This window comes from Pasteurella oralis, assembly GCF_042681465.1.
In the GTDB taxonomy this organism is placed as follows: domain Bacteria; phylum Pseudomonadota; class Gammaproteobacteria; order Enterobacterales; family Pasteurellaceae; genus Pasteurella; species Pasteurella oralis.
Map to the genome: position 1 here is coordinate 33136 of NZ_JBHUFP010000025.1, position 21202 is coordinate 54337.

General features: G+C 37.8%; 27 protein-coding genes. 10 read left to right on the top strand and 17 right to left on the bottom strand.

The genetic code is table 11. The annotated features are described in order from the left end of the window. Window positions 1-15 precede the first annotated feature (15 nt). The 4 genes from mltC to ACFSAV_RS09535 form a co-directional block, all read right to left on the bottom strand. Window positions 16-1092, bottom strand: a complete 1077-nt coding sequence (gene mltC / locus ACFSAV_RS09520; protein ID WP_379098948.1) for a membrane-bound lytic murein transglycosylase MltC — start codon at window positions 1090-1092, stop codon at window positions 16-18. A 6-nt stretch (window positions 1093-1098) separates the two neighbouring features. Then, the gene (locus tag ACFSAV_RS09525; protein WP_379098951.1) at window positions 1099-1371 is read right to left on the bottom strand and encodes an oxidative damage protection protein; all 273 of its coding nucleotides are present in this window, start codon (window positions 1369-1371) and stop codon (window positions 1099-1101) included. Further along, window positions 1364-2482 carry an A/G-specific adenine glycosylase gene (gene mutY, locus ACFSAV_RS09530; RefSeq protein ID WP_379098954.1) on the bottom strand — a complete coding sequence of 373 codons (1119 nt, stop codon included), beginning with the start codon at window positions 2480-2482 and terminating at the stop codon, window positions 1364-1366. The genes ACFSAV_RS09525 and mutY overlap by 8 nt, the downstream gene beginning before the upstream one ends. A 162-nt stretch (window positions 2483-2644) precedes the next feature. Then, the gene (locus ACFSAV_RS09535; RefSeq protein WP_379098957.1) at window positions 2645-3142 is read right to left on the bottom strand and encodes a cytochrome b; all 498 of its coding nucleotides are present in this window, start codon (window positions 3140-3142) and stop codon (window positions 2645-2647) included. 114 nt (window positions 3143-3256) lie between these two features. On the opposite strand from ACFSAV_RS09535, the gene trmB reads away from it, so the two are divergent. The 5 genes from trmB to yggU all read left to right on the top strand — a co-directional run bounded on the left by trmB (window position 3257) and on the right by yggU (window position 6674). Continuing rightward, window positions 3257-4024 (top strand): tRNA (guanosine(46)-N7)-methyltransferase TrmB, encoded by a 768-nt coding sequence (trmB, locus tag ACFSAV_RS09540; protein WP_379098960.1) that lies wholly within the window; start codon window positions 3257-3259, stop codon window positions 4022-4024. A gap of 53 nt (window positions 4025-4077) precedes the next feature. Then, window positions 4078-4422 carry a YggL family protein gene (locus ACFSAV_RS09545; RefSeq protein WP_049214836.1) on the top strand — a complete coding sequence of 115 codons (345 nt, stop codon included), beginning with the start codon at window positions 4078-4080 and terminating at the stop codon, window positions 4420-4422. Window positions 4423-4811: 389 nt separating this feature from the next. After that, window positions 4812-5762, top strand: coding sequence for a magnesium/cobalt transporter CorA (gene corA / locus ACFSAV_RS09550; RefSeq protein ID WP_379098964.1), 951 nt, complete (start codon window positions 4812-4814; stop codon window positions 5760-5762). Between the two features lie 15 nt (window positions 5763-5777). Then, entirely contained in the window at window positions 5778-6344 is a 567-nt protein-coding gene (locus tag ACFSAV_RS09555; RefSeq protein WP_379098967.1) for a YggT family protein, read from the top strand. Window positions 6345-6377: 33 nt separating this feature from the next. After that, window positions 6378-6674, top strand: coding sequence for a DUF167 family protein YggU (gene yggU / locus ACFSAV_RS09560; RefSeq protein WP_379098970.1), 297 nt, complete (start codon window positions 6378-6380; stop codon window positions 6672-6674). Window positions 6675-6706: 32 nt separating this feature from the next. On the opposite strand, the gene ACFSAV_RS09565 is transcribed toward yggU, so the two are convergent. The 4 genes from ACFSAV_RS09565 to ACFSAV_RS09580 are packed head-to-tail and all read right to left on the bottom strand — an operon-like array spanning window position 6707 to window position 8152. After that, window positions 6707-6949, bottom strand: a complete 243-nt coding sequence (locus ACFSAV_RS09565; protein WP_379098973.1) for a hypothetical protein — start codon at window positions 6947-6949, stop codon at window positions 6707-6709. Beyond that, entirely contained in the window at window positions 6946-7320 is a 375-nt protein-coding gene (locus ACFSAV_RS09570) for a hypothetical protein (protein ID WP_379098975.1), read from the bottom strand. The genes ACFSAV_RS09565 and ACFSAV_RS09570 overlap by 4 nt, the downstream gene beginning before the upstream one ends. Window positions 7321-7356: 36 nt before the next feature. Further along, window positions 7357-7680 carry a TfoX/Sxy family protein gene (locus tag ACFSAV_RS09575; RefSeq protein WP_379098978.1) on the bottom strand — a complete coding sequence of 108 codons (324 nt, stop codon included), beginning with the start codon at window positions 7678-7680 and terminating at the stop codon, window positions 7357-7359. Window positions 7681-7717: 37 nt separating this feature from the next. Further along, complete coding sequence (locus ACFSAV_RS09580; RefSeq protein ID WP_379098981.1) at window positions 7718-8152, bottom strand: GNAT family N-acetyltransferase; 435 nt, start codon at window positions 8150-8152, stop codon at window positions 7718-7720. Between the two features lie 178 nt (window positions 8153-8330). Here ACFSAV_RS09580 and tpiA point away from each other — a divergent pair, with 178 nt between their 5' ends. Next, window positions 8331-9116 (top strand): triose-phosphate isomerase, encoded by a 786-nt coding sequence (gene tpiA, locus ACFSAV_RS09585; RefSeq protein ID WP_379098984.1) that lies wholly within the window; start codon window positions 8331-8333, stop codon window positions 9114-9116. Window positions 9117-9179: 63 nt separating this feature from the next. Here the strand turns inward: tpiA and ACFSAV_RS09590 are convergent, their stop codons facing one another. The 4 genes from ACFSAV_RS09590 to ACFSAV_RS09605 all read right to left on the bottom strand — a co-directional run bounded on the left by ACFSAV_RS09590 (window position 9180) and on the right by ACFSAV_RS09605 (window position 11341). Then, window positions 9180-10001 carry a class I SAM-dependent methyltransferase gene (locus tag ACFSAV_RS09590; protein ID WP_379098987.1) on the bottom strand — a complete coding sequence of 274 codons (822 nt, stop codon included), beginning with the start codon at window positions 9999-10001 and terminating at the stop codon, window positions 9180-9182. Further along, a complete protein-coding gene (locus tag ACFSAV_RS09595) occupies window positions 9994-10173 on the bottom strand; it encodes a hypothetical protein (RefSeq protein WP_379098990.1) in 180 nt (59 codons plus the stop codon). The genes ACFSAV_RS09590 and ACFSAV_RS09595 overlap by 8 nt, the downstream gene beginning before the upstream one ends. Before the next feature lie 18 nt (window positions 10174-10191). Further along, window positions 10192-10410, bottom strand: coding sequence for a hypothetical protein (locus tag ACFSAV_RS09600; RefSeq protein ID WP_379098993.1), 219 nt, complete (start codon window positions 10408-10410; stop codon window positions 10192-10194). 166 nt (window positions 10411-10576) lie between these two features. Then, window positions 10577-11341 carry a glycosyltransferase family 2 protein gene (locus tag ACFSAV_RS09605; protein WP_379098995.1) on the bottom strand — a complete coding sequence of 255 codons (765 nt, stop codon included), beginning with the start codon at window positions 11339-11341 and terminating at the stop codon, window positions 10577-10579. 82 nt (window positions 11342-11423) lie between these two features. Here ACFSAV_RS09605 and waaA point away from each other — a divergent pair, with 82 nt between their 5' ends. Both waaA and coaD read left to right on the top strand, forming a co-directional pair. Beyond that, window positions 11424-12701 carry a lipid IV(A) 3-deoxy-D-manno-octulosonic acid transferase gene (gene waaA, locus ACFSAV_RS09610; protein ID WP_379098998.1) on the top strand — a complete coding sequence of 426 codons (1278 nt, stop codon included), beginning with the start codon at window positions 11424-11426 and terminating at the stop codon, window positions 12699-12701. Between the two features lie 2 nt (window positions 12702-12703). After that, a complete protein-coding gene (gene coaD, locus ACFSAV_RS09615; protein WP_379099001.1) occupies window positions 12704-13180 on the top strand; it encodes a pantetheine-phosphate adenylyltransferase in 477 nt (158 codons plus the stop codon). A 38-nt stretch (window positions 13181-13218) separates the two neighbouring features. Here coaD and ACFSAV_RS09620 read toward each other — a convergent pair whose 3' ends face one another. Next, window positions 13219-13941 (bottom strand): 3-deoxy-D-manno-octulosonic acid kinase, encoded by a 723-nt coding sequence (locus tag ACFSAV_RS09620; protein ID WP_101775511.1) that lies wholly within the window; start codon window positions 13939-13941, stop codon window positions 13219-13221. 93 nt (window positions 13942-14034) lie between these two features. Between ACFSAV_RS09620 and ACFSAV_RS09625 the strand changes: the two genes are divergently transcribed. Together ACFSAV_RS09625 and ACFSAV_RS09630 are read left to right on the top strand one after the other, a co-directional pair. Next, entirely contained in the window at window positions 14035-15078 is a 1044-nt protein-coding gene (locus ACFSAV_RS09625; RefSeq protein ID WP_379099004.1) for a glycosyltransferase family 9 protein, read from the top strand. A 62-nt stretch (window positions 15079-15140) separates the two neighbouring features. Beyond that, the gene (locus ACFSAV_RS09630; protein WP_379099007.1) at window positions 15141-16988 is read left to right on the top strand and encodes an ABC transporter ATP-binding protein; all 1848 of its coding nucleotides are present in this window, start codon (window positions 15141-15143) and stop codon (window positions 16986-16988) included. Window positions 16989-17067: 79 nt separating this feature from the next. On the opposite strand, the gene ACFSAV_RS09635 is transcribed toward ACFSAV_RS09630, so the two are convergent. The 4 genes from ACFSAV_RS09635 to trmD all read right to left on the bottom strand — a co-directional run bounded on the left by ACFSAV_RS09635 (window position 17068) and on the right by trmD (window position 21202). Beyond that, on the bottom strand, window positions 17068-18336 hold the full coding sequence (locus ACFSAV_RS09635) for a M20 family metallo-hydrolase (RefSeq protein WP_379099010.1): 1269 nt from the start codon (window positions 18334-18336) through the stop codon (window positions 17068-17070). Window positions 18337-18356: 20 nt separating this feature from the next. Next, window positions 18357-19655, bottom strand: coding sequence for a C4-dicarboxylate transporter DcuC (dcuC, locus tag ACFSAV_RS09640; RefSeq protein WP_379099013.1), 1299 nt, complete (start codon window positions 19653-19655; stop codon window positions 18357-18359). 363 nt (window positions 19656-20018) lie between these two features. Next, window positions 20019-20369: a 50S ribosomal protein L19 gene (gene rplS / locus ACFSAV_RS09645; protein WP_101775517.1), complete on the bottom strand. Its 351-nt coding sequence runs from the start codon at window positions 20367-20369 to the stop codon at window positions 20019-20021. A gap of 98 nt (window positions 20370-20467) precedes the next feature. Further along, on the bottom strand, window positions 20468-21202 hold the full coding sequence (gene trmD / locus ACFSAV_RS09650; protein ID WP_379099017.1) for a tRNA (guanosine(37)-N1)-methyltransferase TrmD: 735 nt from the start codon (window positions 21200-21202) through the stop codon (window positions 20468-20470).

Here is a 21202-nt window from a genome sequence, read left to right on the forward strand (position 1 = left end):
CATCCTTATTTGGCGCTATTTTCTTACGCGATAACTTTTCTGGGCTTGATCTACTTTTAATAAATAGTTTCTTGCTTGTGCAGATGGATGTTTCGTAGTCAAAATTCGATACACTTGCTCTGGATACAAGCTATTAATCTTAGCAATAGCCGCATCGCGGTCTTGATCAAACACACGTAATACCGCACCCGCACCACTATTATAAGCAGAAATCATCGCAAAACGTTTTGAAGTAGGATTGTTGATACCATCTAAATATTTATTTTGTAGTAGCCATAAATATGACGTCCCTGCATCAATATTTTTTTCTGGATCAAATAAATAGGATTTTGATGGCTGACCACCTTTCCCTTTCATTTTGAAAATATCTCGTCCTGCTGTTGTTGGCACGACTTGCATCAAACCAATTGCATTTGCATAACTAATCGCATATGGGTTGAAGCTTGATTCAGTTTGCATAATACCTAAAATTAAGCTCTCATCCATATTATAACGACGTGCCATCTTACGCACTAAAGGTAAATATTTTTGTGCACGTACTGCAACGTGGTTAGCAATCATCGGAATTACGACATATTGTACAGTATGACCATTACTTAAACGGCGTGTTTGCAGCTTATTTTGTACTAAATATGAAGCAAAATTACCTGCAATAGTTGTATTTGTAATTGAACCACCTAAATGATCAATCACCTGTCCGACTAAAAAAGGACGAGAACTAATCGGTACATCACCTGATGCAAAAAGATCAATGCCATTCGCATCGGAACCCATTAATAAAATATGTACAATCGCATTATGTAAATGGTGAACATCACTTTGTGTTTCAACCGTAATCAAACCTTCATCAAAACTCACATGACTACGTGTATAAAAACGATCTGTATATTTCACATAGTCTTTGCGACTTGCCACAAGCAATTCATTCACCCCCCAAATACGATCAATATTATGGGAAAATTGTCCAGTCAAAATATCTAAACCACGTGTATCCTTTGCAAAGGCTTCATCAAACTCTGAACTTTTATAAGACGAACTACCACCACAGGCAAACAAAAAAGGAATTAACGCACAAATAATATACTTTTTCATAGTTGATTATTCCGCTGGTGGTACATAACCTTCAATATGTACATCTTTACCTTCAAATAAGAAACTTACCATTTCTTGTTCAAGTAATTTTCTATGCTCCGCATTCATCATATTTAATTTTTTCTCATTCACTAGCATAGTCTGTTTTTTCATCCACTCACCCCATGCTTGTTTGCTGATAGAATCGAAAATACGCTTACCTAATTCACCAGGATACAGTTGAAAATCTAAACCATCAGCTTCTTGTTTGAGATATTCACAGAATACGGTTCTAGCCATAATAATTCCTTATAAATTGCACTAATAAATTCTTTACTGGCGTTGCCAGTCCAATTTGTTCTGGATTTTGCGGATCATACCAATATTTGACCCTACTTAATACATTTGATTCATATTCTCTTTTATTTTCTGCGACTTTTTTCCAATCAGAACAATCTTGAATACTGTCTTGCATATCAATATCAGCATAAATAGGGTAAATATCTAAATGAAAATGGCTAAAAGTATGACGGAAGCTTGTCCATTCTTGATAGTATGAAATTCCTTGCTTATGTAAGAAAGCCAATACGTCTCGCTTGCTTTCAAATTGTGGGAAGCAATACAAGCCCCCCCAAATACCAGAATTTTCTCGCTGTTCTAATGCTACTTTACCTTTGGCGTTTAAAATCAAAAAATAGCTGCTACGTTCAGGTAAGGTTTTCTTAGGCTTTTTACCAGGGTAATCTTGCCAATTTTGCTGTAAATTTGCTTGACAAGTTCTTTTTAATGGGCACAAATCACATTTAGGTTTGCTGCGTGTGCAAACCATTGCTCCAATATCCATCATCGCCTGATTAAAATCTGCAACCTGTTCTGTTGGGGTAACTTGCGCACTGAGCTGCCACAGCTGCTCCTCAATTTTTTTCTCGCCTGCCCAGCCTGAAATAGCAAAATAACGGGAAAGTACACGTTTAACATTCCCATCTAAAATAGGATAAGGCGCATTTAAACAGGAAGATAACACCGCACCAGCCGTACTTCTACCTATACCTGTTAATGCCCAAACTTGCTCAAAATCAGTAGGAAATTCACCATTATACTGATCTCGAATAGTCTGTGCCGCTTTATGTAAATTTCTAGCGCGTGCATAGTAACCAAGCCCAGTCCATAAATGTAATACTTCATCTAAAGGCGCATTAGCAAGTGCAGTCACATTTGGAAAAGTTTTTATAAAGCGTTCAAAATACGGAATCACAGTTGTCACTTGTGTTTGTTGCAACATCACTTCAGACAGCCAAACGCCGTACAAGCTTTTATTTTGTTGCCAAGGCAAATGTTTACGCCCAAATTTTGCGTACCAATTCAGTACCGCATGAGCAAAAGGTGCATTAGGGGAGGATAGAGCAAGCATAATCAATTACAAATAAAGTGCGTTGCAAATTATAGACGTTTTATTCAGCCATTGTGATACGAAATAAAAAAATCCACTTTAGATGATTTATTCCATGAGCACAAGCGGCACTAGCTAAAAAATGCTGACTAAATCGAGTGCACTTTTCTTCCTATCACAAAATTAATGTAGTGACATACTTTTTAACACACCATCTTTTAATATAAAGTGATGAAATAATGCGGCAATTGCATGTAGTCCCGCTAATGCAATGAAACTATTGGCGAATAGTTGATGTGCCTTGCCTAAAACAATATCGACACTAAAATAAGGTAAAGCCATACCGAATAACATGAAATCATCAACATCGGCAGTTAGTGTTAAATAACCTAAAATCGGCGTCAGCAACATACAAAGATATAACAGCATTTGCACCGAATGTGCAGCAATATGCTGTAAAAATGATAAATTATGCTGCGGTAGCACATCGCGATAAATAATGCGCAATGGAATACGAGCAATAAATAATAATATTAATAATAGACCGCTAAATACATGAATCTCACCAATCAATCCATCAGCAGGTGGATAGTCACCAGTAAAATAAGCGACTAAAACACAAAGTAAAGTGAGCCAGTGTAAATAAATCATTGGTTTTGGATATTTTGACGACATATTCATAAGCTTTCTCCAACATAAATAAAAACAAAGCTGACCATGCAATTGCACAACCTTTGTATTTTTCAGCAAAAGCCGTATAATTCGCAGCAAATTTGGTCATTATAAACAAAAAATATGTCATTTAATAAACAAGAATTAGTCCAATCAACAACTTTTGCTGATCAAAAACGCAAAACAGTTGAAGTTGCTGAGTTTACTGAAGATGGGCGCTACAAACGTAAAATTCGCAGTTTTGTTTTACGCACTGGTCGTCTCAGTGAGTTTCAAAAACATGCGATGAATCAACATTGGCACTTTTATGGTTTAGAGCACCAAAATCAACTTTTTGATTTTAAATCAATTTATGCTAATGATAATCCAGTGATTTTAGAGATTGGGTTTGGCATGGGACATTCTTTAGTCGAAATGGCACGCCAAAATCCTCATTTCAATTATCTAGGTATTGAAGTACATACGCCGGGTGTGGGAGCTTGTATTGCGAATGCAGTAGAAAAGGACGTCAAAAACTTACGTGTCATCTGTCATGACGCAACTGAAATTTTACGTGACTGTATTGCAGATCATAGTCTAGCTGGGCTACAGTTATTCTTCCCCGATCCTTGGCATAAAGCAAAACATCATAAACGTCGAATTGTACAAACGCATTTTGTGGAAAAAATTAGCCAAAAACTTGCTCAAGGTGGATTTATTCACATGGCGACGGATTGGGAAAACTATGCTGAGCATATGTTGACAGTACTACAACAAGTCAAAGAGTTAAAGAATACTTCAATAACAAATGATTACATTCCTCGTCCCGAATTTCGCCCACTAACGAAATTTGAACAACGCGGACATCGTTTAGGTCATGGTGTGTGGGATTTATATTTCACTAAAAAATAAAAAACATACCACACTTTTAAAAATTTATCAGCCAACAGAGAGGAGAATCGAAAATGGCGATCAAACGTAACAGAAGACAACGTAAAAAAATGCACCTTGCCGAATTCCAAGAGTTAGGCTTCTTAGTGAATTGGCAATTCGCAGAAGGTACAGCCATTGAACAAATTGATGAAGTAGTTGATCGTTTTATTCGTGAAGTTATCCAGCCAAATGGTTTAGCTTATGAAGGAAGTGGTTACTTACATTGGGAAGGTTTAGTTTGCCTAGAAGCACTTGGAAAATGTGATGAAAGCCACCGCACTTTAGTAAAAGAATGGTTAGAGAAAAACGGTCTACAACAGATCGAAATCAGTCAATTATTCGATATTTGGTGGGAATATCCAGCAAAAGAAGCATAAATTACTGAAAAGGCGAACATAATTGTTCGCCTTTTTCATTTTAATCAGAGAATAATTCTTTAAACCTGAACATAATTCCTTGACGAATCAGCCTTTCAAGCGTAACATTCGCCCCGATTTAGTAATATGAGGACACACACTTTGGACAGTCACAGTCGATACCGAATTATATTTTTACTGTAACTTTCGCTGTTGCCTTTTATATCAGCGAAGTTCGCTGATAGATCATTTCTAACACCATTTTATTCGGCATCTTTTTATGGTTATTGAAATACCAATAACTAATAATCAAACGAAAAATGAATTATCCTTTTGCTATCACAGCTGATTTTTGTTTGATTTCTTTTGTTCATTGCGTTGTTCATAATCCAATTAAGGAGTATGACAAAATGATTAATGCTTTCACTCTTGAAGACGCTCGCCTTGTGCGCATTGACGAAGCTGAAACTACTCAACTCAATAATGCAATCTGGCTCGATCTTCTCGAACCGACTAGCGAAGAGCGCGAAATTTTACAAGAAAGCCTAGGACAAAGCCTTGCAACCTTTCTTGAATTAGAAGATATCGAAGCTTCCGCACGTTTCTTTGAAGATGAAGATGGCTTGCACCTTCACTCTTTCTTTTATTGTGAAGATGAAGAAGATTATGCTGACTTAGCCAGCGTGGCTTTTACCGTACGTGATGGCCGCCTTTTTACTTTACGTGATCGTGAACTCCCTGCCTTCCGTTTATATCGTATGCGGTCACGTAATCAACGATTAATTGAATGCAATGCTTATGAAGTTTTATTAGATTTATTTGAAACCAAAATTGAGCAATTGGCAGATGTTATCGAAACTGTATATTCTGATTTAGAAAAATTAAGCCGAGTCATTTTAGATGGCACACAAGGCGAAGCGTTTGATCAAGCACTTGCGACATTAACTGAACAAGAAGATGCAAGTTCGAAAGTACGCTTATGTTTGATGGATACGCAACGAGCATTAAGTTTCTTAGTTCGTAAAACACGCTTACCAGCAAACCAGCTTGAACAAGCACGTGAAATTTTACGCGATATTGAATCCCTCCAACCGCATAATGAATCCCTATTTCAGCGGGTCAATTTCTTAATGCAAGCAGCAATGGGTTTCATCAGTATTGAACAAAACCGTATTATCAAAATATTCTCGGTTGTGTCGGTGATTTTCCTGCCACCAACATTAGTTGCTTCTAATTATGGTATGAACTTCGAAGTGATGCCTGAACTTGGTTTAAAATTTGGCTATCCAATGGCGTTAGGTTTAATGGCACTTGCTGCATTTGCCCCATATTGGTATTTTAAACGTAAAGGTTGGTTATAAATTTAAGGTCATCATATGAATTCATTACAGCTTTTGATTTTTACACTGATTGATGTGTACGGATTTATTTTAATTTTACGCGCTTGGTTTCAATTTAGCCGAGTGGATTTCTACAATCCGCTCTCACAGGGTTTAGTTAAAATTACTCAACCTGTTTTATCCCCTTTACGCACATTTATTCCTACAGTCAAGCATGTTGACTTGGCTGCGCTCATTTTTGCTTTTCTACTATTTAGTATCAAATTCCCATTAGCACATTTAGTCGGTAATTTTTTTATTAGCAACGCGGATATATTGGATTATGCACTTGTCGGTTTGCTCACTTTAGTACGTACTTGTGGTAAAGCTATTTTCTATATCCTACTACTCGGGGCAATTATGAGTTGGTTTAATCGTGGTCCCAATCCAATGCAATTTGTGCTCCATCAATTGACAGCGCCGCTTTTAAGCCCAATTCAACGTATTTTGCCCAATACTGGAATGATTGATTTTTCACCAATGCTATTAGCCTTTGTATTGTTTTTCTTGGACAAAGTACTATTGGATCTCTTTGGTGCTTACTGGTTATTAGCCAGCTATTAAAAGTGCGGTCAGTTTTATAGGAGTTTTGTGATAGTGACAACATTCGCAGTAGAAAAACATGGTGAAAGCTTACGCTTGCGGATCTTTTTACAACCCAAAGCCAGCAAAGATCACATTATAGGACTGCATGGCAACGAACTTAAAGTCACTATCACAGCCCCACCAATTGACGGGCAAGCTAATGCACACCTACTGAAGTTTTTAAGTAAAACATTCAAAGTACCCAAAAGTAGTATTGTATTAGAAAAAGGCGAACTCAATCGACACAAACAGATTTTAATCCCGAATCCGCAAGCGATCCCTGAAGTCGTATCTGCCTTATTAAAATGAAACTTTGCAAACATTCACTGCTTCTCTTTTACTTAAATAAAGCGACTTGCCAACTGATATACTTGTCTAATTTCTTTGTTTTCTAACTGCCAACTGGCTAACTCTTGCTTAATTAAATCAGGATATTTCTTACTAATATCATGTAATGCATTGCCCACTGACTTACAGACATACTCACTCGTATCTTCTTTTAAAGCGGCTAATCGGTTAATTGCTGCGGTTGGATTATCCCTAAAATAATCACGTCCAGTCCAAATCCTTAATCCTTCTGTCACTGCGCGTCGTACATTTGCAATCTCACAATGCAGCCACTATCAATCACTTCTAATGCATATTTATAACCTCGTCGTTTACAATACTCATCAAAGGCTTTTGCTAATACTTCTTGTACCCGCCAGTTATCATCTTTAGCCACTTCATTTTTCAAGAAAGCTAAAATCTCGTCTTCTAAAGACAGATAACCAAATAGAAAAACTGCATACATTCGGGTTTGATAACATTCAGATTGATAAGCACTATAGGCGAGTGGAATAAGATAGGAAGGATTGAACTGCTGAACATCCAACTTAGCTTGTTGTTCAATAGGTTTATAACCATTTAAGATAGATCGAAATTGTGAATCAAGGTGTTTAATATAGTGCTGCATTTTTCTTCTGTGGATGAAATAAATCAAACGACACTTTTATTTTTTTATCTTCTTTTTCTTTGGTTCTGGTAATTCTTCATACATCTTGGTAATTAACTGAGTTAAAAATACTTTATCATCGACTTCCTCAACTAAAATCATTGCTTTGCCACCTTCATAAGGCGACTCATAAATAGGATTCAATACCATTGAAATAGCGGATTTCACCGGTTTAATAAGAAAACGATCGTCATAAATCCCGCCAATAATTTTCTGACGATAATAAATTACAAACTCACCCATTATTGCCCGATATTGAATATCGTCTAAATCAGATAGTTGTTCTAAAACAAAATTAAGGTATTCTTTAGCTGAAGGCATACTTTTCTCATCTTGCTAAATAAACAGGTTGAAAGCATTATAAACTCAACTCAAAAATACTTTTCTTTGGATTAATTTTGAATCCCTCTGCTTCTAAGATAGTTTGTTGCTGCTGTCCTTGCTCGACAACTAAACGTTTGGATTGTGTATAACGTACAAACTCTTTTGCTTTTGCAATCAACGCCGCATAAATTTCTGCGTAATTTGAGTCAGGTAATACAAAAATATCCGTTAATTGCCAATAACGTTGTAATTGAAGAGAAGAAAGACGAGGATAGAGCTGAATGAAACCAAGTGCTTGCTGGTTTTCATTAACTGCAATAAAGAAAATGCTTTCACTAAAACGAATACGATTAGTCAAAAAGACTAAAGTGCGGTCAGGATTTTCCGACATTCCATGAGAAAGACGATATTGCTCAAAGAGCGGTAATAGAATATCTAAATTCCATTGTTCAGCTTTAAAAATTTTCATTTTCGTCAAAATCGGGCATTTTTTGTTAAATTCATACAGTGGATTGTAGCTTTTTAAAACAAAATAATCACCTTTTACCAAAAAAATTTTTCAAATTTGCCTAAAATCAACAGAACTAAATAAAAAATTTGATATAGTAATGTGGTCATTTTTTATTAATTTAATACGGAGAAAAATTATGGCTCGTCGTCCTTTAGTTATGGGTAACTGGAAATTAAACGGTAGTAAAGCATTCACAAAAGAATTAATCAAGGGCTTAAAAGCAGAATTAGCCGATGTTGAAGGTTGTGATGTCGCAATTGCACCACCAGTCATGTATTTAGCTGAAGCTGAAGCTGCATTAAAATGCAGTTGCAGCTGTGGCAGCAAAACTATCGCGCTTGGCGCACAAAACGTTGATGTTAATGTACAAGGTGCGTTTACGGGCGATATCTCAACTGAAATGTTAAAAGATTTTGGCGCACAATACATCATCATTGGTCACTCTGAGCGTCGTACCTATCATAAAGAAAGCGATGAGTTGATCGCAAAAAAATTCGCAGCATTAAAACAAGCCGGTTTAACACCTGTATTATGTATCGGTGAAAGTGAAGCAGAAAATGAAGCAGGCAAAACAGAAGAAGTGTGCGCACGTCAAATTGATGCCGTACTAAATACGTTAGGTGCAGAAGCATTTAACGGTGCAGTGATTGCTTACGAGCCAATTTGGGCAATTGGTACTGGTAAATCAGCGACTCCTGCACAAGCACAAGCTGTTCACGCTTTTATCCGTGCTCATATCGCGAAGAAAGATCAAACAGTAGCAGAGCAAGTGATTATTCAATACGGTGGTTCAGTCAATGATGCGAATGCAGCAGAATTATTCACACAACCCGATATCGACGGTGCATTAGTGGGCGGCGCGTCACTAAAAGCACCCGCATTTGCTGTGATCGTAAAAGCAGCAGCAAAAGCAAAAAGCTAATTTGATTTCTTTCAACCAAAAAGCAGATCTTCGATCTGCTTTTTTATTCTCTCAAAAGTGCGGTCACTTTTTTGCTTTTTTCCAACTGACAAACGCCCAAATTTTAAAATCACTACGCGCAGAAGTGAGATTTGGATGTTTGGTATAATAATCTTTGAGTTTTGCTATTTCTTGCTCACTCAACTCACCAATAGACCACTGGACAGATTGAATAAAACTTTGCTCATCCATTTTTTCTGGCTGAACCAACCCGCATTCTGCCGTAATAAAATCAACGGATGCGTAGTAACCTTTCTGATGCAGTAAATTTAACGCATACATGTAATTAGGAAAACCAACAGAATCTCGTCCAATATATTGCAAAATATCTCGAGTGATAAAATCTTTTTCCACAATCATCGTCATATACACCGCTTTTTTTGCTTTAGCATTCAGTTTATCTATCGCCTGATCTAAATCTGCCACCATAGAAGAACGTGACGATACGCAAATATCACATTCAGGTACATCATCCCAATTGTCTTCCCAAGATTTACACAATGCTTGTACATTGCAAAAGCCTAAGGCTTTTGCGCGTTGTTGCAATACGGATAACATACCTTCACTATAATCCAGAGCATATACTTGCTTAATCTGCGCAGCAACCGTTAAAGAAATTGCGCCACCACCGCAACCAACATCAAGTAAAGTATCTTCTTCGGTGAGCTCCATTCGACTAACAAAGGCATTAACATATTCGTTATGTAGATCGTATTCAGACTGTTGCATTTTCTCTGCTTTGCGATCCCAATCTTGAGCTGTTTTTGGCTCTCTTGCTGCAAGTTGATAGTGATTTCGATACAATTCAGCAAAATTGACATCCCAAAGGGTTTGAAGTTTAGTCATAACTTGTCCTTAAATTTTTACGTAATAGCTGCTTATCTAACTGATAAATTATTGCTAAATTTTCTATTGTTAATGTTTGTTTCGGTTTGCCATTTGCAATAATTTTGCCTTGATGAAACAAGATAACTTGATCCGCAATTTGCATACTATGCTCTGGCTGATATGTTGTCATCAGAATAGACAACCCCGTTTACTTTAATTGAGCGACGCCTAATGTTGCTAAACACTGTTCTGCAATTGTAATGTCGACTTTTTTTGGTGTGCTGTACCAAGCGAACTGAGCAGTCCTTCCCATTAGTACAACCTGTTGCACAGTAAAACGAAATAAATGGTGAACCTGTGGTACATAACCAATAAATTGCGTAAGGCACTTTTGTGTCCATTCAAAGTGCGGTCGATTTTTTAACAATTTTAGCTAGTATAGCCACTCCTTTTTGATTAAGAAATCGCTATATACTATTATTTACATTGATAAAAATAAACAATTGTTATCTGTAGAAAATCTAAATGTATTTTTGTGAGAAATGTCGCATAAAAAAGTACAGAGATTATTCTGTACTTTTTTCAATGCAAATTTATCGTTTTGTTTCTGTCCTTACCCACAAATCGGCATATTTAACAAAAGTGGAGTGAGTAGAAAGGATGGCAAGCAGCAAACCTTGTTTACCGTCGAGAAAACCTGCTTTAATAATATACATCTTGATGAAGCAACCAATTGCATGAGTAAAAGCAGAAAATAAACTGCCCTTTTTACCCAACTTTTCCCGTTTTTCTGCCCAAGCTTTAGCATAACTTGCGGATTTAACTAAATAATGATGCATATCTTTATAAGTATAGTGATCTAAATCACCCGTGAGTTTCTCTACTACCGCATGAGTTGGCAACATCGCTTTTTCATGCACGACATCATCATTATATTGCGTAAATTGCGTTTTATATAAACGTAATACAAAATCAGGATACCAACCCGAATGACGAATCTTGTGCCCAAAAACTTCACTTAAACGCGGAATTTTATATACCACATTATCTTTATTTTGCTGTACCGCTCGTTGAATAGATAAACGTAGTTCTGGCGTGACACGTTCATCTGCATCCAACCACAGCACATAATCACTAGTGACATATTGTTGCGCTAATTGACGCTGTCTACCAAAGCCTTGCCAATCGGTGTTTTGATAGAATTTTGCCCCATAGCTTAGTGCAATTTCTTGTGTGTTATCTGTACTGCCAGAATCTAGAATCACGATTTCATCGACCCAATCTTTTACTGTATCTAAACATTGAGCCAAATGTTCTGATTCATTTTTTACAATCATAGCAACGCTAAGTGTTGGCATACTTTTTATCCTTTATGTCTTCAATGCAACAGTTTATACTAAAGCGAGTTTGTCCATTTTAACATAACCGAATATTTATTCTATGTTGCGTTTTTTTTACACAATCTTATTGTATTTAATCCAACCCATTGTTGTGTTGTTTATGTTTGGGCGTAGCTTAAAAGCGCCCAATTACCGTAAACGACTCAATGAACGCTATGGTTTTTATTGTGGACTCACGTCACCTAAACCCAATGGCATTATTGTTCATGCTGCATCGGTAGGTGAAGTCATCGCTGCCACACCATTAATTAAACGTATTCAATTACAATATCCTGATTTGCCAATTACTGTCACAACAGTCACACCAACAGGTTCAGATCGCGTTAAAGCGGCGTTTGCAACAAGCGTATCCCATGTTTATTTGCCTTATGATTTACCTGATGCAGTTAATCGCTTCATTAGCTTTATTCAACCCCAAATTTGTATTGTGATTGAAACAGAAATTTGGCCAAACTTAATTACTCAACTGAAAAAACGTGATATTCCTTTTATTATTGCAAATGCACGTTTATCTGCTCGCTCGGCAAAACGCTATGGTTGGTTCAAGCAATCATTACATCCTGTTTTTGACAATATTAGTCTCATTGCCGCACAAGATGATGTCAGTGGTAAACGTTATTTAGCATTAGGTTACGATCCAGAACGCTTAAAATACACAGGCAATATTAAATATGACTTGACCACTAATGGCAATTTATTAGAAAAGATCAATACACTCAAAACAGAATGGGGAAAAGATCGTCCAGTGTGGATTGCTGCAAGCACTCATGAAGGTGAGGAAGAATTAATTTTAGAAAGCCATCGTTTGTTACTGAATAAATACCCAAACTTATTACTCATTCTGGTCCCTCGCCATCCAGAGCGTTTTAATACAGTAGCAGAATTGATAGAAAAGCATAAATTCCGTTATATACGCCGTAGTGCAAATATCGCGCCACCAGCCACAACTCAAGTGGTGCTTGGTGATACAATGGGCGAGTTGATGTTACTCTATGGTATTGCAGATATTGCGCTCGTAGGTGGTAGCTTAGTCAAACATGGCGGGCACAATCCATTAGAGCCCTTAACTTTTAAATTACCTGTCTTGAGTGGTAAATATACATTTAACTTCCCTGAAGTCTTTACTAAATTGCTGCAAGTACAAGGCGCACTTGAGGTTAATGAAAATACTAAAGCAATCACCAATGCAGTAGAAAAATTTTTAGATTCTGCTGAATTACGCGCACGTTATGGCAATGCAGGCTATGAAGTCTTGGTTGAAAACCGTGGCGCATTACAACGTTTATTAGATTTATTAGCACCTTATTTAAGTAAGTAATTATGATAACAGTGATTTACCCTGGTACATTTGATCCTATTACAAACGGTCATCTTGATATCATTCAACGTACTGCACGTTTATTTCCAAATGTCCTTGTAGCAGTAGCATCCAATCCAAATAAAAAGCCACTATTTGATTTAGAAACACGTGTGCAATTAGTCAAACAAGCGGTTTCCCATCTATCCAATGTGGAAGTAGTTGGTTTTTTAGATTTACTCGCTGATGTCGTGAAAGAACGTCAAATTACTGCAATTATTCGTGGGGTACGCAGCGCAAGCGACTTTGATTATGAACTCCAACTGGCGCATTTAAATCGTTTATTAACAGATGGCGTCGAAAGTTTATTTTTCCCACCATCAGAGCGTTGGTCCTATGTATCATCCACCATGATCCGTGAAATTCATTTACACCATGGCGATGTCAGTCAATTAGTACCAGAAGTCGTGTTTCATGCATTAGAAAATCTGAAAAAGTGACCGCACTTTTAAACACAATAAGGACATCTAAGATGTCCTTATTCGTGATAACCAAGTAGCAAATTTTGCCAATCTTGTTCAGTAAATTGAATGCCCATGCGTCCCACTTCTTTGATAAAAGAGCGCTGTAAACGTTGCAAATTCTCAGCTTTCCAACTGTCACCGAGTTGATGACCACTTTTATCAAAGTCCAATAACCAAAATTTACAGTTGCCCGCAAGAGGTTGTACCAAAATATTATGTGCATTTAAATCACTATGGCAGACTTGTAAATTATGCAGCTGCCGAATCAATCGACCAATTTTCTGCCAATTCTCGCTAGACAATGTTGAATGTTGCAAATAGGTGGTCAAATCTTCCGCATTTTCAATTTTTTCTGTCAACAAATCAGCACGATAGAAACCAAATGCGATCTTTTCAACACGTGCACCTATAGGTTTCGGTACGGCAAGTCCTGCTTCATATAATTGTTTTAATAAATTAAATTCAGCAAAACTACGCGCTGTAGAAAGTGTCGCAAAACGATAACGATCACGATTGAATTTACCCCAAAGACCACCACGATAATAATGACGCAATGCGGTATTGACACCCAAAACATCATCTGTTTTTAAAAACCAAGTTGTACCACGTCCTTTTGCTGAACCAACTATACGGTCTTGTTTTTTCCAGAAATGTGATTGGAAGAAAGATTCTTGATCAGGCTTAGGCTGTTTAAAATTAAAGAGAAAAAAAGTATTTTTATGTTTAAATTCAAGCATATTGCCGTAGGTTCAAATCAGAGATAGCGAATAGTCACATTCTACTTTAAAATAGTTAAAATTCACACAAGATTTATTTGCATGGACTGTTTTATGGCACTTTTTAGTTCTCCTCCGCGATCGCTCTGTATTTTACGTTTATCTGCTATTGGTGATGTGTGCCATGCACTTGCCGCAGTGCAGCAAATTCAACGTTATTGGCCAAGTACCAAAATCAGCTGGATCGTAGGTAAAACCGAAGCACAATTATTAGCAGGTATTCCGAATGTGGAACTGATTACTTATGATAAAAAAACTGGTTGGCAAGGCATCTTCGCATTATGGCGACAACTTAAAGCACAACAGTTTGATGCGCTGCTTAATATGCAAACTGCTTTACGAGCCTCAATCATTTCCTTAGGCATTAAAGCTACTTATAAAATTGGCTTTGGCAAAAAAAGAGCCAGAGAAGGACAATGGCTCTTTACCAATCGAAAAATTACTGAGCCGAATAGCCCACATGTGCTTGATGGCTTTATGGCATTTGTCGATTATCTAGGTGTCCCAATTGAACAACCACAATGGCAATTACAGATCAGTGAGCAAGATCGCCAAATAGTTAAGCAATATCTTGATCCAATGCGAAAAAATCTACTGATTTCCCCTTGCTCCAGTAAAGCAGAAAAAGATTGGCTAATTGAGCGTTATGCTGAAATTGCTAATATTGCTCATCAACATAATATTCAAGTTATTTTTTGTTCTTCTCCAGCTAAACGAGAGATGGAAATGACGCAAAAAATTATTACATTATGCGACTTTCAGCCAATTGATTTATCAGGAAAAACCAATCTTAAACAGCTTACTGCATTAATTGGATTGGTCGATTTAGTCATCGCACCTGATTCTGGACCAGCACACTTAGCCACAACGCAAGGCACTGATGTTATCGGTTTATATGCTTATCATAACCCACAAAGAACAGGACCTTACTATAGCTTAGCCAATGTGGTATCTGTCTATGAACAAAATGCACAACAAGAATTTGGTAAGTCCTCTACTGAACTGCCATGGGCAACAAAACTTAAAGGTAAAAATTTAATGGCACAAATCCAAGTTGCTGATGTCGTTGCCCAAATGAAAGCGCTTAAGTTGTTTTAAAGTGCGGTCTATTTTTGCCAAGTTTTGAACCCTGTTCATCACAAAAAATTAAAGGGATAACAATGTTTGATAAAATTTATTCATGGTTTGAAAATCGTTTAAATCCTTATCCTCCCGAAGCACCTAAAACGCCTGAAAAGGGATTAGTACGCTTTATTTGGTCAAGTCTAGAAGGCATGAAAAGTTGGATCTTCTTACTTGCTTTCCTCAATATTGGTATCGGAATTGTCGAGGGTATTGTCTTTCGTTTTATGGGTATTTTAGTCGATTGGCTAAGTGAATATACACCAACTACGCTGTGGCAAAATAAAGGTCATTTACTCATCGCTATGGCAGCGCTATTACTATTTAGTATCTTATGGGCATTTGTGACTTCTGCTGTGCGACTACAAACCTTACAAGGGGTATTTCCAATGCGCTTACGTTGGAATTTCCACCGCTTGATGCTTGGACAAAGTTTAACTTTCTATCAAGACGAATTTGCAGGACGAGTTTCAGCAAAAGTAATGCAAACCGCATTAGCCGTCCGTGATACTGTACTGACTTTGGCGGATATGGTTGTATATGTCTGTGTTTATTTCATTACTTCAGGGGTTGTTTTAGCCACACTTGATAATTGGTTATTATTGCCTTTCATTTTATGGATTGTCATATTTGCAACTATTTTACGCATTCTTATTCCGAAATTGGCCAAAACGGCTGAACGCCAAGCAGATGCGCGTTCCTTAATGACAGGGCGTATTACAGATGCCTATTCTAATATCGCTACCGTCAAATTATTCTCACATGGTGCACGAGAAGCCAGTTATGCCAAGCGTTCAATGGAAGAATTTATGCTAACAGTACATGCACAAATGCGTTTAGGTACTTCGTTAGATATTCTCACTTATGCTGCCAATATTAGCCTTACATTAGGAACTGCAATTTTAGGTATCATTTTATGGCAGCAAGGCAGTGTAGGTGTTGGCGCTATTGCAACTGCTATTGCAATGGCATTGCGCGTCAATGGCTTATCACATTGGATCATGTGGGAATCCGCACGCTTATTTGAAAATATTGGCACAGTCAATGATGGAATGGAAACGCTGACTAAACCACATACCATTATCGATAAAATTGATGCAAGACCAATTCATATCAATCAAGGCGAAATTCAATTTAACAATGTGAATTTTGCTTATTCACCAGATAAACCTTTACTCAAAAATTTTAACTTAACCATTAAACCAGGTGAGAAAGTTGGCTTAATTGGACGCTCTGGCGCAGGCAAATCAACTATCGTTAATTTGCTCTTACGTTTTTATGAAGCACAAGAAGGGGAAATTACTATTGATGGGCAAAACATTTGTGATGTATTACAAGAAAGCCTACGCAGCCAAATTGGTTTAGTCACACAAGATACCTCATTACTCCACCGCTCTGTGCGCGAAAACATTATTTATGGGCGACCAAATGCCAATGAAGAGGAAATGATTTATGCGGCACAGCGCGCAGAAGCTGCCGATTTTATTCCACAGTTAAGTGACGCCAAAGGGCGCACTGGTTATGATGCACATGTTGGTGAACGCGGTGTAAAATTATCTGGTGGACAACGTCAACGTATTGCCATTGCACGTGTGATGTTAAAAGATGCACCAATTTTATTATTAGATGAAGCGACCAGTGCATTAGATTCTGAAGTTGAGGCGGCTATTCAAGAAAGTCTCGATAAAATGATGGAAAATAAAACGGTTATTGCGATTGCTCACCGCTTATCCACTATCGCGGCAATGGATCGTTTGATTGTGCTGGATAAAGGTCAAATTGTAGAACAAGGTACCCATAGTGAATTACTGGAACGCAATGGACTTTATGCCAAACTGTGGGCTCATCAAAGTGGTGGTTTCTTAACTGAACACATTGAAGACTAAAAAGAAAAATAGCTGTTATGTAAACAGCTATTTTTTAACATATTTCACATGCTACAGCAGGTAATAAATCTAGCAAAGATTAAGCCAGTAAATGTTGAAGCAACGCAGTATATATATTCACACCTGTTAATAACTGCGTTTCATCAAAATCAAACTCTGCCTGATGATGACCTGCTGTACGATCTGCACCGAGAATAAAATAAATCGCTTTGCCACCCTGCTCTTGTACACGACGTCCTAGAATCGTCGCATCTTCACTTGCATTAAACGCATAATCTGCATCAGTCCGTTTAATATCAGGCTGTTGTAACGCGATTTTCTCGACAAGCTGAATGAGTTCTTCATCATTCACCATATCGACAGCTTCCCCCATTATCTCGGTTTCATAATTGACATTAAAGCTAATCGCTATACCTTTAGCAATTTGCATTACTTGTGCAACCATATATTCATTAATAGCTTTATTTTCACCTCGAACTTCTAATTGGAGTTGTGCGGTTGCAGGAATAACATTACGCCCTTCACCAGCATTGAGCACACCAACATTAATTCGTGTCATCCCTTCACCATGACGGGCAATACCATGTAGCTGAGTGACAGTATGAGCTGCAGCAAGTAGAGCATTATGCCCTAGATGTGGCGCAGCACCTGCATGGGCTGGTTTACCTTGATAACGAATATCAATTTTTGTCGTAGATAAGAAATTTTTAGGGTTCGAAATGATTGTCCCAGTATCCGCACAGAAGCTAATGTGCGAGCTAGCAAAATAATCCGCATCATCAATTACACCACTTGCAGCAATCGCGGCTGCACCTCGCACCCCTTCTTCAGCTGGTTGGAAAACAATTTTAATTTTACCACTGAGCTTATTTTTATTTTCAGCTAACCATTTAGCAGTTCCTAAGCCAATTGTAATATGCGCATCATGCCCACAAGCATGCATAAAACCATCATTAAGCGAAGCGAAATGATATTGGTTTGGAATATGATCAGGATGAGTGGTTTCAGTCACATTAACACAATCAATATCAAAACGTAATGCAACAGTTTTACCCGGTTTACCAGTATCTAATACCGCTACACAACCAGTATACCCATTCATTTGTTCAAGCCATTTTGCTTTTGCGCCATAAGCGATCGCCTTTGCTAACCCGGTTTCGACAACAACTTGCTGGCGACCACGTACAAATTCAGGATTAATAATCTTATCACCAAGTAAAATATCAAACCCCATTTCCTCAAGATAATCAGCAATACGACTGGTTGTCCAAAACTCAGACCAACCAATCTCAGGAAAACGGTGAAATTCACGACGCCATTGGATGAGTTGTTCCAGTGTTATACTCATTGAATCACTCCTCTTTATGATTACAACATAAACAATGCTAAAAATAAGATGGCAAGAATCATGCCTGGTGCAGTACGTTTAACCATTTCAACTGGGCTGACCATTGCTAAACCAGCACAAACAATCGTCACTCCAGCAATTGGTGATGCTGTACGTCCAATCGCCCCTGCAATCGCGGCAGCCATACCTAAATTAACATGGGTATAACCTAATTCGACTGCATGAGGTGTCACCGCGGTATTGAACGCAATCGCGGCAGCATCTCCCGATCCGGTCACAATGCCCATTAAGAATGGTCCAACGGTTGCTCCCCAACGGACAAATTCATTTGAATGTTTGAGAAATTCAATAGCAGTATCAATGGCACCTGTTGATTTTAGACCTGCGACAAAGACACTTGCAGCAATAATGATACCTAACACATTAGCATAAGAATTTCCCATTCCATTAAAGAACTCATTTGTGATTTTGGCTGGTGAAATACGTGTCATCACTACCGCATATAATGAACCAATTAACATCGCTTGCGGCACCCCCATTTTAGTCCATTCTAAGCCAGGCATTTTTTGTAAAGACGTACCACCAATGACTAAAATAACTAAAGGAACTAATGGCGCTAATGCATAAAGAATATTCACTTTCATGCCTTCTGCATTTTGCTCACTCTCTTTATTTTCTGCTAAATAGGCTTGGCGATGTGCTTCACCATAATCTTTAAACACGATAGCTAAAATCGTTAACATAACTGCCCCAATTGCACCAGCAATCATTGTATAAGGTGCATGAGATAAGTTAACTTGTGTTACAGTTAAGCCTGACATTTCACTTAACATCGCTGAATGAGAAGACCCTGGACTCATCATTGATCCAAAAGTACCCGCCAAAATTGCCGCCCCAGCTGTTGCTGGGCGCACGCCTGAACTTTTTAATACTGGAATTAAAGTTGCTCCAACTGCTGCTGCACAACCTGCTGCAGAAGGAATCGCAATGTTAATAAAGAATGTAATAATTGTTGCGATAGGAATTAAGAAAAACTTCAACCCACTTAATGGTTTTGTTAATAAATGGACTAAATGTGTATCACATTGAGTATATTTCATCACATAAGCAAAGCCCATACTAGAACAGATTGCCATGATCAACCCTCCCGACGTCATGCTTTTCGCAAAAGCATCGAGTGCCCCCATAGGGTTAAGAGTTGCAATAGACATTAACAACCCCACACCAATTAACACAGTGCGAGTTTCATATTTTTTTATTAATAAATAGACTGCTACGATAATACCAATAAGCGCAATAATTGCTTTCAATGCCACCATAATTTGATCCCCAGCTTCTTATATTTTTAATCACTCACCAAAACAAGATATTTTTAATAACAATGATGCTTCACTATCAAAAAATCTTACACTCAGTATGCGTGGTTCACATTAATTTAGGAATTAAAAAATCGTATTTTATTGATAGGGATCACAAAATAAAATCAGAAAGAGCCGCTGAACAAAAGTTAGGTAAAGAAAACCGAATTGGTTTTCTAAATCAGCCTAATAATGACCCCAACACCTCATCTCTACATGTTAAGGTTATATAACTAACCAATAAAATTTTATAAAAATAGACCGCACTTTTATTAAGTGGGAAAAGAAAAAAGGCTTGGAATTCCAAGCCTTTTCGTGAGCCAATTAATCGCCCAAACGTTCTTTAATACGTGCAGATTTACCTGAACGCTCACGTAAGTAGTAAAGCTTCGCTTTACGTACTGCACCTTTACGTTTCACAGAAATACTTTCAACGATTGGAGAGTGAGTTTGGAATACACGCTCAACACCAACACCGTTAGAAATTTTGCGTAAAGTAAATGCAGAATGCAAGCCACGGTTACGAATTGCAATAACCACGCCCTCGAATGCTTGCAGACGACGTTTGCTACCTTCAACAACCCATACTTTAACTTCTAAAGTATCACCTGGGCGGAAGCTAGGTAAATTTTGTTTTAATTGTTCTTGTTCAAGTTGTTTAATGATGTTACTCATAATAATTAACCTTTTTAAATCCTAGATTGAACTGATATGTGGCATTCTATATTAACCAATTTACTGACAGAAAAATTGATTAAAAAGCTTGTCAATTACTATTGTTCAGATTGAATCTGTTTTAACAGCTTACGTTGTTCGTCAGTCAGAGCTAGGCTTTCTAATAGCTCAGGGCGTCGTAACCATGTTCGCTCAAGGGATTTTTTTAATCGCCATTGACGAATTTGCTCATGGTTTCCCGACATCAGCACAGGTGGAACAGCCAAGCCATCTAACACTTCAGGACGCGTATAATGTGGGCAATCTAATAAACCTTCAGCAAAAGAATCTTCCTCTGCTGAGGCTTGTTTGCCAAGTACACCAGGGATAAATCTTGCAACAGCATCAATTAATGTCATCGCAGGTAATTCACCACCTGTAAGCACATAATCACCAACTGACCATTCTTCATCGACTTCTGTTTCAATCAGTCGTTCATCAATACCTTCATAACGTCCACACAATAAAATCATTTTTTGATTTTCTGCTAGGATTTTTACTCCAGCCTGATCAAGTTTGCGTCCTTGTGGCGAAAGATAAATCACTTTCGCCTCTTCTCCTACTTCCGCTTTCGCCGCTTTAATTGCATCGCGTAACGGTTGTACCATCATCAGCATCCCTGGACCACCGCCATAAGGACGATCATCCACAGTTTTGTGCTTATCATGAGTGAAATCTCTTGGATTCCAACATTGCACTTGTAAGAGATTTTGTTTAACGGCTCTACCTGTTACCCCAAATTCTGTGATTGCTTGAAACATTTCGGGGAATAGACTAATAATCCCAACTAACAT